Annotated in this window: 9 protein-coding genes and 2 pseudogenes; 3 read left to right on the plus strand and 8 right to left on the minus strand. The window is 69.9% G+C overall.

The genetic code is table 11. The annotated features are described in order from the left end of the window. Positions 1 to 6: 6 nt before the first annotated feature. A complete protein-coding gene (locus tag ACZ7M7_RS32185) occupies positions 7 to 642 on the minus strand; it encodes a hypothetical protein (RefSeq protein WP_472122970.1) in 636 nt (211 codons plus the stop codon). A gap of 216 nt (positions 643 to 858) precedes the next feature. Between ACZ7M7_RS32185 and ACZ7M7_RS32190 the strand changes: the two genes are divergently transcribed. Next, complete coding sequence (locus ACZ7M7_RS32190) at positions 859 to 2979, plus strand: SpoIIE family protein phosphatase (RefSeq protein WP_472122972.1); 2121 nt, start codon at positions 859 to 861, stop codon at positions 2977 to 2979. A gap of 44 nt (positions 2980 to 3023) precedes the next feature. Here the strand turns inward: ACZ7M7_RS32190 and ACZ7M7_RS32195 are convergent, their stop codons facing one another. From ACZ7M7_RS32195 to ACZ7M7_RS32220, 6 genes and pseudogenes are all read right to left on the minus strand, one after another. Next, a complete protein-coding gene (locus tag ACZ7M7_RS32195; protein ID WP_451174468.1) occupies positions 3024 to 3557 on the minus strand; it encodes a hypothetical protein in 534 nt (177 codons plus the stop codon). 110 nt (positions 3558 to 3667) lie between these two features. Beyond that, positions 3668 to 3913 (minus strand): hypothetical protein, encoded by a 246-nt coding sequence (locus tag ACZ7M7_RS32200; RefSeq protein WP_472122975.1) that lies wholly within the window; start codon positions 3911 to 3913, stop codon positions 3668 to 3670. Positions 3914 to 3918: 5 nt separating this feature from the next. Beyond that, positions 3919 to 4282: pseudogene (locus tag ACZ7M7_RS32205) on the minus strand (Dps family protein); the annotation flags it as partial. Beyond that, entirely contained in the window at positions 4279 to 6648 is a 2370-nt protein-coding gene (locus ACZ7M7_RS32210) for a GAF domain-containing SpoIIE family protein phosphatase (protein WP_472123327.1), read from the minus strand. The gene ACZ7M7_RS32210 and the pseudogene ACZ7M7_RS32205, both read right to left, overlap by 4 nt. 202 nt (positions 6649 to 6850) lie before the next feature. Next, on the minus strand, positions 6851 to 11119 hold the full coding sequence (locus ACZ7M7_RS32215; protein ID WP_383605570.1) for a HAMP domain-containing protein: 4269 nt from the start codon (positions 11117 to 11119) through the stop codon (positions 6851 to 6853). Positions 11120 to 11674: 555 nt separating this feature from the next. Next, a pseudogene (locus ACZ7M7_RS32220) lies at positions 11675 to 12586 on the minus strand (hypothetical protein); the annotation flags it as partial. Positions 12587 to 12817: 231 nt separating this feature from the next. Between ACZ7M7_RS32220 and ACZ7M7_RS32225 the strand changes: the two are divergent. Next, positions 12818 to 13561: a class I SAM-dependent methyltransferase gene (locus tag ACZ7M7_RS32225; protein WP_472122978.1), complete on the plus strand. Its 744-nt coding sequence runs from the start codon at positions 12818 to 12820 to the stop codon at positions 13559 to 13561. A gap of 225 nt (positions 13562 to 13786) precedes the next feature. Here ACZ7M7_RS32225 and ACZ7M7_RS32230 read toward each other — a convergent pair whose 3' ends face one another. Next, positions 13787 to 14269 (minus strand): hypothetical protein, encoded by a 483-nt coding sequence (locus ACZ7M7_RS32230; protein WP_472122981.1) that lies wholly within the window; start codon positions 14267 to 14269, stop codon positions 13787 to 13789. Positions 14270 to 14512: 243 nt separating this feature from the next. On the opposite strand from ACZ7M7_RS32230, the gene ACZ7M7_RS32235 reads away from it, so the two are divergent. Then, positions 14513 to 14995, plus strand: a complete 483-nt coding sequence (locus tag ACZ7M7_RS32235; protein ID WP_472122984.1) for a GNAT family N-acetyltransferase — start codon at positions 14513 to 14515, stop codon at positions 14993 to 14995. Positions 14996 to 15014 lie beyond the last annotated feature (19 nt).

Raw genomic sequence — 15014 nt, forward strand, 5'->3', positions numbered from 1 at the left:
CCGGCCTCATTCGGGACCCAGCTCCACCGTGGTCGTGACACGGGTGACCGCGGGCCTGGCCGGCACAGAACCGAACCCGAAGCGCACCGGCGGTTCGACGGGCGCCAGTTCACCGAGGCCGTGGCCCTCCATGGCAGCCGACAGGGCGTAGACCGGCCGCAGATCCCGTGCGCCGTACCACTCGCGGCGACCCGCACCGGCGCTACCCCGCGTCCGCACGCCGGGCAGGAGCACACCGGCGGCCCGGTCCGTCAGCGCACACCATGCCGGACGACGCGCGAGAACACCGGGAACGGCGCACAACAAGAACCCCAGCGCCCCTCGCCGACCGGTGGTGAAGCACAGATCGACAGGCCCCGCCGTGACGGTCCAGATGTTGTCGGCCACGCGTACCTCGACCGGGGCGATGTCTACGGTGTCGAAGGTGTAGGTGCCGCTGATGAAGTCGGCCGTCTCCGGCGTCGGCGCCAACAGGAGCCGTTCCCCGTCGGCCCGCTCCAGCATCACGTCACTGAACCGTCCGAACGGTGACCTCTCCCAGCGCCCGAACACGATCCGCGTTCCGGAGGACGTGCCCAGCCCGGCGATCCAGCCGTCGAAGCGGAGCCGCGACCGCCCGGCTCCGCCGAGGACCCGGCTCATCCGCCGGCCACCGGCGCCGGCACTCCGTACACCGCCACAGCCCGCGAGTCCCCCGCACAAGGCCACCGGAAACGGACCGCGCAGACGGCCACGGGCGGCCCTGCCGACGCCCCCACCGGGCCGTGTGCCCATCGCCCTGCATGGGCGTAGCGTCCTCATATGGCCAGCACGGGTGCGTGCGCCGTCCAATGCCGCGCCCCGAGGGGAGCGGTCGGCATGACCGGTACGAGTGATTCGGCCCCGGACGACGGTGCACTGGATGCCGCGTTCGCGGAAACGGTGCGCCGAACCGGTGCGGCCATCGGCGCGCTGTACCTGCTCGCACCGGACCAGCGGCTGCTGTGCCTGGACGTGCTGTGCGGGGTGCCGATCGAGTTCGCCGCACCGTGGGCCAGGGTGCCGCTCGCCTCCCCGGCGCCGGTCGCCGACGCCGTCCGTGAGGACCGCCTGGTGTGGGTCGGCAACCAGGAGGAGATGGTTCGCTGCTACCCGCGCACCGCGCTGGTGCTTCCGTACCCGTTGGCGCTGGTCGCCGCACCGGTCACCGGTGTACGGCCGCGGGGCTCCCTGCTGCTGATGTGGCCCGCCACGCGCCCGCCGTACATGACCCAACGCGAGCGGGGCAACATCACGTCCAGTTGCCGACGGCTGGCCCGGCTGCTGGAGGAGGGTGCCGAGCAGGCCGGTACCCCCGCCCGCCGTGAACAGCCACGCGTCGTCCCCGTCGGAACCGGCCGCCGATCCTCGAGCACCGATCCGGCCGTCGCCGACTTCGTCGAGCGTCTGCCCGGCGGAAGCTGCGCCCTGGACCTGGAGGGACGCTGCACCTACGTCAGCGCCGGTGCCTGCGAACTGCTGGGCTGCGAGGCCGGCCGGCTGCTGGGCACACGGCCGTGGCACTCCCTGCGCTGGCTCGGCGACCCCGCCGCCGAGGACGGCTACCGCGCCGCACTGATCAGCCGGGAACCCGTTTCGTTCACCGCGTGCCGCCCGCCGGACCAATGGCTGGACATCCACCTGTACCCGGACGCGAGCGGCATCAGCGTCCGCATCGTCCCCACCGGTGGGCCCGCGCCGCCCTCACCGGCACCCCGCCGGTCCACACGCACCGCCACACCGGCCCGCGGCGGTCAGCTGTACCAACTCACCCACCTCGCCGCCGCGCTGACCGAAGTCGTCGGCGTCCAGGACGTCGTCGACCTCGTCGCCGACCAGATCATGCCCGCCTACGGTGCCCAGGGGCTGGTCATGTCCACGGCCGACGCCGGCCGACTGCGGATCACCGGTCACCGCGGCTACGCCGCCGACACCATCAGACGCCTCGACGGCCTCCCCCTCGACACCTCCTTCACCCCGGCCGGCAAGGCCTTGAGCAGCGGCATCCCCGCGTTCTTCGCCAGCGTGGAGGAGATGCGGCGCGACTATCCCGAGGCACCGCTGATCAGCGGCAAGCAGGCCTGGGCGTTCCTGCCACTGATCATCTCCGGCAGGCCCGTCGGTGTATGCGTCCTGTCCTACGACAGTCCTCACGAGTTCCCCGCCGAGGAACGCGCCGTCATGACCTCCCTCGCCGGGCTCATCGACCAGGCCTTCGACCGCGCCCGCCTCTACGACATCAAGCACGAACTCGCCCACGGCCTCCAGCAGGCGCTGCTCCCGCGCAGCCTGCCCGCGATCGCCGGCCTGCGCGTCGCAGCCCGCTATCTGCCCGCCACCCGCGGTATGGAGATCGGCGGAGACTTCTACGATCTGATCCGGCTCGGCGACACCGCGGCCGCAGCCGTCATCGGCGACGTCCAGGGGCACAACGTCGCAGCCGCCGCCCTGATGGGCCAGGTACGCACCGGTGTCCACGCCCACGCGACCCTCGGCACGCCCCCCGACCAGGTCCTCCACCGGATCAACCGGGTCCTCATCGACCTCGCCCCCGACCTGTTCACCAGCTGTCTCTACGCCCACCTCGACTTCGCCCGCGCACACGTGACCCTCGCCAGTGCCGGCCACCCGCCACCCCTTCTGCGCCTCCCTGACGGGGACACGCGACCCGTCGCCGTCCCGCCCGGACCCCTGCTCGGCATCGACCCCGACGCCGTCTTCCCCGTGACGGGGATCCCGCTCACCGCCGGGACGCTGCTCGCCTTCTACACCGACGGCCTCGTCGAAACACCGGGAACCGACCTCGACGACTCCATCGCCCAGCTCGCGCACCATCTCGCGGCCACCGACGACCGAGACCTGGACGCGCTCATCGACACGCTGCTGAGTAAGGCCGCCACCACCGCGCAGCGCACCGACGACATCGCACTGCTCGTCCTGCAGCACGAAACGCACCACTGACGGCAGGGGGTGACAGTGCTTGCCGGGCCGCCCCGGCGGCCTCCTCAGGAACGCTCGTCGGAGAAGCCAGGTTCGTCGTGGTGTGCCGAGGCCTCCGCGACCCGCTTGAGCCCCGATGCCGTGGCCGGGTCCCCGACCTTGGCGGGTTCGTCGTGCACGGGGCCCGCAGGACTCTCCTGGCGGAAGTGGGAGGAAGCCAGCTTGTTGCCGGGACCGTGGGGCTCCGGATGGGCGTCGGCGCCTTCCGTGGGGACAGTGCCGGATCCGGTCGCGGGGCGCGGCCTGCCGTCCTGGGCAGTCTCGGCCTGGCCGCCCTGTCGCGGACGCGGCTGGGTCAGCCAGGCGACGGCCGCGCCGGTGACGGCGACGGGCCATTCCACCACCCCGGCCACGCCGAGCACTCCGGCTCCGGTGTAGACCGCGATCCGACGGCCCCGAGGGGACACCGCCCCGATCCGGTCCAGGGCACTGCCGGCGACCTTGCCCACCTGCTCAGCCCCGGGCAGACGCCGGAGCCCGGAGCCGACGACCCGCAACGGAAAAGGCAGATCCGACGCACTCGTCCTGACCTGGCTCATCTCGAACTCCCTCCGCAGGTCTCCAAGGGTCTTCGCCCCGGGTTTCCACTCTGGCACCGCCTATCCGGTGTTCAGGAGGTTTGTGCGAAGGACGGCCTGACCAGGCACTCTCAGTGCTCGCTCCGCTCCCTGAGGGTGATTCTGGCCGTACGGCGGATCCGCTTGGTACGGCCGCCCGCGGCGAGGATCTCCATGGCCTCGGTGCTCGTCCCGGCGGCGGCCTTCAGCTGGAGCCAGTCGGAGGACGCGAGCAGGTCGCCCTGGTGCCACGGCTGCTCCAGGGCGATGGCTCGCAGGAGGGACCACTCCCGCAGCCGCCGGGTCAGGAAGGGCCGGCTGAGAACAACGTGCTTCATCGTCTCCGCTCGAGATACCGCAGCTGTTCGATGAGCAGGTCCTCCGTCGCCGGGTCGATCTCCCCGACGACCTTGATCGCGGCTCGCATGTCCTCGATCACACCCGTGTAGACGACGTCCAGAGCCCCGAGGTGAGCGATGGCGTCCTCACGGCCGATCGAGTTGTCGTCCCAGGTCCGCTCCTCGACCAGAGAGCCCGGCGTGCACGGCGATGAAGTGCGGTCCCACCACGTTCCAGTGGACGTGCTTCAGCGTCAGGTGGAGGTCGTTGCGGGGGTGCAACCGCAGGCGGAGGACGTCGATGATCCGACCGGCCGCCGCGCGCTCGATGCCTGGCACGGTGTAGGTGAGGCGGTCGGCGCGGCTCAGGCCACTCGGACGCCCACGATGCAGGTGTCGTCGTCGGTGTCGGACTTGCTGTAGGTGAGCAGACGGTCCAGCTGCTGTTCGAGCGTGGTCGGGACGGTGCGCGCAGCCGCAAGCAACTGGGTCAGCGATTCCTCCACGGAACGGTCACGGCGTTCGATCAGACCGTCCGTGTACATCAGCAGCGTGTCGTCGACGGCCAGTTGGACCTCGTGTTCCTGGTACACCGCCTCCTGTACGGCACCGAGCAGCATGCCCTTCATCAACGGCAGCGGCGTCGCTTCGCTGTCGCGCACCAGGACCGGCGGCAGATGGCCGGCCCTGGCCCAGCGCAGGGTCCGGCGCTCGGGGTCGTACAGGCCGCAGACCGCCGTGGCCGTGAGGGCGCCCGTCAGATGGTGCGCCACCATGTTGAGCCAGGCCAGCAACTGGGCGGGGCCGGCACCTGTCACGGCGAGTCCGCGCAGCGCGTTGCGCAACACGACCATGGTGGTGGCCGCCTCGATCCCGTGCCCGGCGACGTCTCCCACGCACAGCAGCACCAGCCGGGACGGCAGCACGACCGCGTCGTACCAGTCGCCGCCGACGAGCTGCTGGGTCTCCGCGGGCCGGTAGCGCACGGCCACGCGTAGGCCGGGGGCCTCCAGCGGGGCCTGCTCCGGCGGCATGATCGCGTGCTGCAACTGGAGGGTGAGGCGCGCGCGTTCGATGGCCTGCTGCTCGGTGTGGGCGAGCTGGTCACGCGTGGCGGCGAGCGCGACCTCCGTCCAGTGGTGGGCGGAGATGTCCTGGTAGGCGCCCCGTACGACGAACAGCCGACCGTCGGAGTCGAGTTCCGGCTCGGCGACCACGCGGATGTGCCGGGTCACCCCGTCCGGCCGCTGGAGCCGGAAGGCCGTGGACGCGGGACGGCGGTGATGCATCAGAGTGCGCAGAAATCTGCCGATGGCGACCGCGTCGTCGGGGTGGGCATGGACCGGCAGGTCCTCCAACGGGATCGGCCCGCTCGCGGAGGGCTTGCCGTAGAGACTGTAGAGCTGGACGTTCCAGGTGATCTCGCCGGTGAGGAGGTTCTCCTCGAAGCCGCCGATGCGGCCGAGGCGCTGGGCGTGCTGCAGCAGGCTGGCCAGCCGCGCCGTTTCGTCCTCTATGCGCCACAGGAGCAGGACGCTGCCGCCATGCCGACTGATGTTGATGTCGGCGACCGCGGCCAGCGGGACCTCGTCGACCAGTGCGGTGAGCCGCATACGGTGGGCACGGAACGGCTCACCGGTGGCGTAGACACGCTCGATCTGCTCGAACAGTTCGCTCTCGCCGGCGACCATCGGGTAGGCCTCCAGCAGCATGGAGCCGTTGACGACACTGCGCGGTCGGCCGGTCGGGTCCAGGAAGCGGCTGTTGGCGTGGTGGATGTGGAAGTCGACGAGTTCCCCGGCGGTGTCCAGTCGGGGGACGAGCACCAGCGCCGGGTCGTGGAGGCCGTCGGCCAGGTCCATCAGCTCGGCGACGTCCGGCAGGACAGCGGGCCGCGCGGCGCTGTCGGGGTGGTGTGGGGCGGACGTCTCCAGGGTGTGTGCGCACAGCTCTGCCAGGGCCTCGACCTGGCGGACGATCTGCGGCGGCTGAGGCTCGAGCGGTGTGGGCCAGACGATCTCCAGTACGCCGTGTATCCGGCCGCCGGTGCCCGCCGGCACGGCGACCCGGCCGCCGTCGGGGTGGTGGTGCCGGCCGATGGAGGGCAGCCCGGTCTCCGACAGACAACCGATCCACTGGCCCGTTCGCTCACCGAGCCCACGACGCGCCACGGTCGCCACACCGGGCGGCACATATCGCCAGCGCCCCGCCTCCGCGAGCGAGAATCCCGCGCAGCCCGCCAAAGTGAGCGACCCGTCGCCGCCCAGCGCCCAAATGGCCACCGCTTCCGCGCCCAGCGGCCTCAGGGCGTGCTCCATCAGGGAGTCGGCCACAGCTTGGGCGTCGCGGGCGGCCAGCGCCCCGCTCTCGGCGGCCCGCAGCCGTACGGCGGAGGAGTCGCTCCTGAGCGCGGCGGAGGTTTCGGTGCCGCCCGCCGTGGTCGCGAGGAAGGCGGAGGTGACTTCGGAGAGCCGGTCACGCGAGGCCTGGTTGATGACCTCGACGGCGAACTCGAGCGGTGTCAAGCCCGCCTGCTCGGCCAGCTCGGCGAGCTGTCGCGCAGCCTGCGCCGGCCCGCACCTGAGCCGCTCGACGAGGATGCCCTTGGCCAGCTCGGTCAGGGCGCGCCCGTCCGCCTCCGCCTGCGCCGCCCGCACCTCCCGGCGCAACCGTTCCACGGTCGCCGCGAGCCTGCCGACGGGGGAGGGGTGACCGTCTCCGATCTCTCTATCCACGTCGGCCCCGGCACGGGGGTCGCCGTGGCCGGCGACGGGTCCGGGCCGGCCGAGGGGAAGCCGTTCGCTGTCTTCCGCCGGACCACCGGCGGGTTCCGGGTCGGGCGGCTGGTGGGGATGGGTCACGGTTGACCTGTTCCTCGGCTCGGACGTCCGGGGACGCCGGATGGTCGGCTGGTGCGGACGGCGGTGTGACGGCCCGTCACACGGACAGCCAGTGCTGGACGCGGCCGATGAGCTCGTTGGTGTCGACAGGCTTGGTGACGTAGTCGTTCGCCCCGGACGCGAGGCTCTTTTCCTGGTCCCCGGGCATGGCCTTCGCGGTGACCGTGATGATGGGCAGGTTCGCGTACTGGGGCATCGTGCGGATCTCCGCGGTGGCGGCGTAGCCGTCCATCTCCGGCATCATCACGTCCATCAGGACCAGCGAGACGTCTCTGTGAGCCAGGAGCGTCTCGATGCCCCTGCGGCCGTTGTCGGCGTGCAGGACACGGAAGCCGTGCAGTTCCAGCGCCCCGCTGAGCGCGAAGAGGTTGCGCGCATCGTCGTCGACGACGAGCACCGTACTGCCGACGAAGGCCTTGTCGACGACCTGCGCGAGCGGCCGCTGGGGTTCCTCGGCACGTACCAGCGACAGCACGTCTCCGGGCTCCTCGGCGGACAGGTGCAGGGTGATGCGTTCGCGCAGATCGTCGAGGCTTGCGAGGAAGTCCAGTGGGCGGCCGTCCGCGCGGGAGCGCAACATCTGCTCCTGCGCCAGGTCCACGTGATGACCGGTGTGCACGAGCACCGGCACGCTGGCCAGCGCCGAGTCGCCCTCCATGGCCTGCAGCAGACGCGCGCCCTCGTCGTCGGGCATGTCGAGCTCCAGCACGACGCAGTGGCAGGGTTCGGCGGCCAGGGTGCTCGCCGCTTCCTGCGCCCCGACCGCCGTGATCACGTCGATCGCCCCGAGCGGGTTGTGGGGGTCGGTGGTGATGTCCGCCACCGCGCGCTCGGCGACCAGGGTGAGCAGTCCGCGTGGACGGCCCTCGACGACGAGCAGGCGGCGCCTGCGCTGCTCGGGAGCCTTGACGGCAGCGGCCTCCGACGGGGAGGACGGCAACAGTTCGGCGGCGGTGGCATGCGGCTGGTCCGCTCCGAGGTTGCCACCGTCGAGCAGATCCTCGAAGTCGGCGCGTGTCACCGGAAGGTAGAGCGTGAAGGTGCTGCCCTGGCCGGGCGTGCTGTCGACCGTGACGGCGCCGCCGAGCAGATAGGCGATCTCCCGGGTGATCGACAGGCCGAGCCCGGTGCCGCCGTACTTGCGGCTCGTCGTGCCGTCCGCCTGCTGGAACGCCCCGAAGATCGTCTCCAGCTGCTGCTGAGGGATGCCGATGCCGGTGTCCTTCACCCGGAAAGCCACCACGGGCGCACCGCGCAGGACGCCCACGGGCACCTCCCGGTCCGCGGCGGGTTCGATGCCCAGCTCGACGCCGCCCTGCTCGGTGAACTTCACCGCGTTCGACAGCAGGTTGCGCAGGATCTGACGCAACCGGGAACCATCGGTGAGCAGATCGGCCGGGGTGCCCGGCGCGGTGGCCACCGTGAAGGCCAGACTCTTCTGCGTCGTCATCGGCCGGAACGTCGCCTCGACGTACTCCAGGAGCTGGCGCAGCGGAATGCGCTCGGGGGCGACGTCCATCTTGCCGGCCTCGACCTTCGACAGGTCGAGGATGTCGTTGATCAGCTGCAAGAGGTCCGAGCCCGCAGAGTGGATGATCCCCGCGTACTCGACCTGCTTCGGAGTGAGGTTGCGCGAGGGGTTCTGTGCGAGCAACTGAGCCAGGATCAGCAGGCTGTTGAGCGGCGTACGCAGCTCGTGGCTCATGTTCGCCAAGAACTCCGACTTGTACTTGGACGCCAGCGCCAGCTCCTGCGCACGGGTCTCCAGTTCCTGCCGCGCCTGCTCGATCTGCAGGTTCTTGGCCTCGATGTCGCGGTTCTGCGAGGCCAGCAGGGAAGCCTTCTCCTCAAGTTCCTCGTTGGAGCGCTGCAGTTCGTCCTGCTGGACCTGCAACTCCTCGGAGCGCGCCTGGAGTTCGGCCGTCAGGCGCTGGGACTCGTCCAGCAGCTCGTCGGTGCGGGCGTTGGCCACGATGGTGTTGAGGCTGACGCCGATGGTCGGCATCAGCTGGGCGAGGAAGTCCTGGTGGATCTGGGTGAAGCGAGCGATGGACGCCAGCTCGATGACACCGAGGACCTGGTCCTCGACGACGATGGGCAGGACCACCAGGGCGCTGGGCACTGCCTGCCCGAGGCTGGAGGAGATCGTCACATAGCCCGGCGGCAGTTCCTCCACGCTGATGGGACGGTGGTTGCGTGCCGCCTGCCCGACCAGGGAGCGCCCGACGCGGATGCGCTCGGGACGGCCGGTGTCGTCGGGATAGCCGTACGAGCCCACGAGCCGCAGGTCGGAGCCGCGCTCGGTGTCCTCGGCGAGGTAGAAGGCGCCGTACTGCGCCGAGACCAGTGGGGCGAGCTCGTCCATGACGAGCTCGGCGACGACGGGGAGGTCGCGGTGGCCCTGCATCAGCGCGGAGATCCGGGCGAGGTTGGTCTTCAGCCAGTCCTGCTCCTGGTTGGCCCGCGTGGTCTCACGCAGCGACCCCACCATGGAGTTGATGTTGTCCTTGAGCTCGGCGACCTCGCCCGACGCCTCCACGGTGATGGAGCGGGTCAGGTCCCCCTCGGCGACGGCGCTCGCGACCTCGGCGATCGCACGGACCTGGCGGGTGAGGTTCCCGGCCAGTTCGTTGACGTTCTCCGTCAGCCGCTTCCAGGTCCCCTCGACACCCTCCACCTCAGCCTGTCCGCCGAGCCGTCCCTCGCTGCCGACCTCGCGGGCCACGCGGGTGACCTCGGCGGCGAACGACGACAGCTGGTCGACCATCGTGTTGATGGTGGTCTTCAGCTCCAGGATCTCGCCGCGGGCGTCCACGTCGATCTTCTTCGACAGGTCACCGTTGGCCACCGCGGTTGTGACCAGGGCGATGTTGCGGACCTGCCCGGTCAGGTTGTTGGCCATGGAGTTGACGTTGTCGGTGAGGTCCTTCCACGTGCCCGCCACGTTCGGCACGTGCGCCTGGCCCCCGAGGCGTCCCTCGGTACCGACTTCACGGGCGACACGCGTGACTTCGTCGGCGAAGGCGGAAAGCGTGTCGACCATCGTGTTGATGACGTCCGCCAGGGCAGCGACCTCGCCCTTGGCCTCGACCGTGATCTTCTGCGAGAGGTCGCCGCGCGCGACGGCCGTGGCGACCTTGGCGATCGAGCGGACCTGGCCGGTCAGGTTGGAGGCCATCACGTTGACGTTGTCGGTGAGGTCCTTCCACGTCCCCGACACGCCCCGGACGGTCGCCTGGCCGCCCAGATTGCCCTCGGTGCCGACTTCGCGGGCGACGCGGGTGACTTCGTCGGCGAAGGCGGAGAGCTGGTCGACCATCGTGTTGATGGTGGTCTTGAGCTCCAGGATCTCGCCCCGGGCGTCCACGGTGATCTTCTGGGAGAGATCGCCCTGTGCGACGGCGGTGGCCACCTGGGCGACGTTGCGGACCTGCGCGGTGAGGTTGCCCGCCATGAAGTTCACGGAGTCCGTGAGATCGCGCCAGGTGCCCTTTACGCCCTTGACGTCCGCCTGTCCGCCGAGGCGTCCCTCGGTGCCGACTTCGCGGGCGACGCGGGTGACTTCGTCGCCGAAGGCGGAGAGCTGGTCGACCATCGTGTTGATGGTGTTCTTCAACTGGAGGATCTCGCCGCGGGCATCCACGGTGATCTTCTGCGACAGGTCGCCCTGCGCGACCGCGGTCGTCACCTGGGCGATGTTGCGGACCTGGGAAGTGAGGTTGCCCGCCATGAAGTTGACCGAATCGGTCAGGTCGCGCCACACACCACCGACACCGGGCACCCGGGCCTGCCCGCCGAGGCGCCCCTCGCTGCCGACTTCGCGGGCGACGCGGGTGACTTCGTCGGCGAAGGCGGAGAGCTGGTCGACCATCGTGTTGACGGTCTCCTTCAGCTCCAGGATCTCGCCGCGCGCGGGCACGTCGACCTTCTGCGACAGGTCGCCCTTGGCCACCGCCGTCGCCACCTGCGCGATGTCACGCACCTGTGTGGTGAGGTTCCCCGCCATGGCGTTGACCGAGTCCGTCAGATCGGCCCAGGTCCCGGAGACGCCCGGCACCTCGGCCTGGCCGCCCAGCGTGCCTTCGGTACCCACCTCCCGCGCCACTCGCGTGACTTCCGAGGTGAAGACGGACAGCTGGTCCACCATGCCGTTGAAGACCGTGGCGATGTCACCGAGGAGACCCTCGCCGTCCGGCAGCCGGGTACCGAAGTCGCCGTCCCGCACGGCGGTCAGTCCGGCGAGCAGTTGCCGTAGCTCCTGCTCGCCCGGGGGTCCGTCGACGGCCTCGATCATCTTGCTGGTCATGCGCACCCTCGTTCCGCTCCCCAAGAGCCCTCACCCCGAGGACTCGGAACCGCGCCGGGGCTGTGAAGGCCCCCTCACCGTCCGGTTTCCGCTGTTCACACGGCCCTGCCGGATGAGAAAATCCCGTGAAGATTAACTCAGTTGCCGGGCGACAACAAAAGCCTGATGCGGATGTTCCGGCTGGAAGGAAACCCTCCCTTCCAGGAGGCATATCCAGCGGGATACGAGGTACTGGAACGGGTTCGCCCGGCCTTCAGGACCTGCGAGCTGGTCTCCACGTGGCGTCGTGTGCACCGGCTTCGGGGTACCCGGACCCGCATGCCGAAGAGGGTGAAGTATGTGGGGCCCCTGCCTTGCTGGGTGCGCTTGTGGCGACGCCGTTGTGTCTGGGGATGATCTGGTTGTGTCGTCGCCTGACGGAACAGGCGCAGGAGTGGGGACGGCGGAGGGTCCGGCAGGGGCCCGAGGAGAGGCGCCGCTGAGACCTGGGGCCGCGGAGACATGCGCGCCACTTCGGGAGGTACGACGGTCTGGCACCGTTCGATTGCCGGACCCCTAGAAGATGTCGGCCGACCTGCCCTGGAGGGTCTCGAGGACCGTGCGCATCCATGGGCTGCGAACGGCTGGTAGCCGGACCAAGGTGTGGTGGAACATTCCTCGGTCGACCCGGAACAGGTAGGCGGGGCGCGGCGGGAGCGGGTCGTCGCGGAGCACGTCTTGGGGTATGGCGCCCGACGCGGGAACAGGCAAGTACGGCTCGGGAGACACCAGCCACAGCCACACCTCCAGCGGCAGGGGCACCGGGTATGCCGATGCAGCCGGGCCGGCGGGGGTCCAGGTCTCTCCCGTCTGGGGATGGACCGGAACGAGGAGGATGTCGACGTCCGCACTGGGGGAGGGTTCTCCCGGTCCAGCCAGGACGGCGCGCCGCGTTAGCGGGCCGGCGGGAAGCATGGCATCGAGTGCGCGTTGGAACACGTCCGCGGTCAGACCGTCGGGGACCTTCACCGGCTGCCCTTTGGAAGCCACCAGCAGGTGGGCGAGCGCCTGGCCGGCTGCCGCCTCCCATTGTGGACTCCACGACCAATAGTGGCTCGGCCCCAACCGTCCTCCCCACGTGCCGATCGCCTCGAACGGAGGCCTGCTCTCCCCCCTCTCGACCAGTTCCGCCCAGGAGTACGGCGCCGTGTGGACACCCTCGACGAGGACGCGGCGCACGCCGGCTGAGCTGAGCCGCACTGCCTGCCACAGCGAGCAGTCGTCGACCCTGGTTGCGACGGGCAGGTCGCACGCCTCGCAGGCCATGTTGGCCCCGTCGGCCCCGTCGAGGCCGCAGCAGGAACCGCCGCGCTTCTCGGGAATCAGCCGGGTACCGAGGACATCACCGGGAGCGATGACAATCGCCCCGGGCGTGCCGTCCGACAGGGCGTGAACCGGCGCGTGGATGCCGCGTGCTTCCGCCTGGCCCAGGCCAAGCCCACCATTGCTGCCGTGCGGTTAAGGGGAGCATGCGGGGATGTCTGCTGGAGGAGTGTCCGGTGTTTGCCCACTCACGGGCTGACTTCTTTGTGTCATCGGTCTGTAGGGCGGCCGAGCAGCTGCGCAGAAGACTGTCTGCCACGACCACGACCCGGCGAACCTGTGGATCAGGCGGGCCGGCGTGGCCGTGTACACGACGACGAACAGGGGAGTGCAGCCGTGAGTGTGCAGCAGTACGACGAGATCGGCGAGGCATTCGAGGGGTTCAAGTCCCTGCCGCTGACGCGCTTTGGGGAGGTGCCGAGCTTTCTGGGTCTGGTCGGGGACGTGAGCGGCAGGTCCGTTCTTGACCTGGCGTGCGGCACCGGTTTCTACAGCAGGGAGTTCAAGCGGCGCGGCGCCACTGATGTGTTCGGTGTCGACATCTCCGTCGAGATGATCGCCGCCGCTCGGGAGTTCGAGCAGCGGGACCCGCTGGGTGTGCGCTACGAGGTCGGTGACGTGGCCGAACTGCGGCCTCTCGACCGGCGCTTCGACATCGCGGTGGGAGTGCAGTGCCTCAACTACGCCGAGGACATCGCCGCGATGGAGCGGATGTGCCGCAACATCCACCGAAGTCTCGTGCCGGGTGGAGAGTTCTTCGTGTTCGCGCAGAAGCCTGACTACCGGTTCGACTGTCCGTCCCTGGACAAGTACGGGTTCCGCTGCGAGCCGACCGGCGAGGAAAGCGAGACGGGTCCGCGAGTGCGGGTCACGGCGCTCCTCGACCCGCAGCCCGTCAGCATCGTCGCCAACGCGCCGCGCCGCGAGGTCTACGAGCAGTGTCTGCAGGCGGCCGGATTCAGTGCGGTGGAGTGGGTTCCGGTGCAGGTGGCCGAAGCCGGCATCCGTGAGTTCGGCGAGGACTTCTGGGCTGACCTCCTCACCTACCCGCCGCTGGAGATGTTGCGCTGCCGTGCCTGACCGGCTGACTGGCCGGGGATAGGCGGCGGTTGGCCGCTCGCACGCTCGATCCCATGGGGAACGGTCACCCTCTGCGCCCAGCCCCTCTCCGGGAGGGCAGTGTCCCTAGCGTCAGCGGGGCGGGGCCGGGGCGGGGGGGCAAGGCCAAGGGTGGCGCCACGGCAGGAACCATTTCGTGAGATCAAGGAAACTCCACGCTGGTGCTGCCCGAGCGCGCGGGCGTGATCAGCGTCGCAGCATGCCGCACAACAGGCCCCGGGCATGGGCCGCGGGTCCCCGGCGGCAGGTCACGCCCTCGGCGATGAGGGCGATACCGATGCCCAGCAACCAGACGTCCTTGGCCAGCACGGTTCCCGGCTCAGTGGGGCGCAGACTCCCTTCCTGACGCATGCCTGGCGTACGCAGGTACAGCCCGAGAGTGCCGCAGGAGAATGCGGTGAGCGCAGTACCGGCGACAGCGGCCGGCACGACCGGCAGGAGCAGCGCGGCGGCAACGGCGATCTCCTCGGCGGAGAGCTGCCGAGCGAACTTCTGGGCGTCGAGCTTGCCCAGGAAGGGATAGGTGGTGGCGGCGAACTGCTGGAGCCGCTCGGCGGTGGCCTGATCCGCGTTGCGTTTCGACAGTCCGGAGTCGAGAAAGAACGCACCGACGGTGAGCCTGAGCGGCAGTTGTCGCGCAGCGGAACGCCAAGCCGAACCGGATGCCATGCCGAGCCTCCTGACCCTCACCCCCGCCTACCACCATGCCACCGGCCCGAACCATGTCAAACGGGAGTAATCGCCGCGTATGGCCGCGTGGCCGGCGGCAGGGCGGGGGGCGGTGGTGACCTCGGTCGGTGGGCGTTCCAGGACTCCGACGCCACTCCTTCCGGGGAGGCCCGCGCCCGCTACTGCGCGCATGGGGACGGTTAGGATCAGGAACCCAAACCCTCCCGTCAGAGCTGGATCTCCGTGTCGACTGGCCAACACCTCCCCACCATCCGCCCCGCGACCGGGGCAGATCTCGATGATCTCCAGGTTCTCGCGCGTCGCACGATTGACGCCTGCTACCGCGCGTTCCTCGGTGACGAGGCAGTGGACTGGTTCATCGGCAGCGGGGCTTCGGACTCTCACGTCGAGAGTCATCTGGAGAAGGGTGGTGTGGACTGCCTCAGCCAGGAGGGCCGGATCATCGGCTTCTCCATCCTCGATGACTCCACGATCGACCTGATGATGATCGACCCGGATCATCATCGCCTAGGGCTCGGCCGCCTCCTGCTTCGTCACGCGGAGGAAATGCTCTTCGCCCGCTATGCCACCATCCGGCTGGAAAGCTTCGCTGACAATGCCGCGGCCAACTCGTTCTATGAGGCGTGCGGCTGGCGGCACGGGGAGAGGCTTGAGGGCGAAGGGCCGACCAAGGTCGAGTACGTCAAGAACGTAAAGCGCGACTGACGGTCCGACCCGACGATCT

Source organism: Streptomyces sp. NPDC111606, assembly GCF_055656945.1.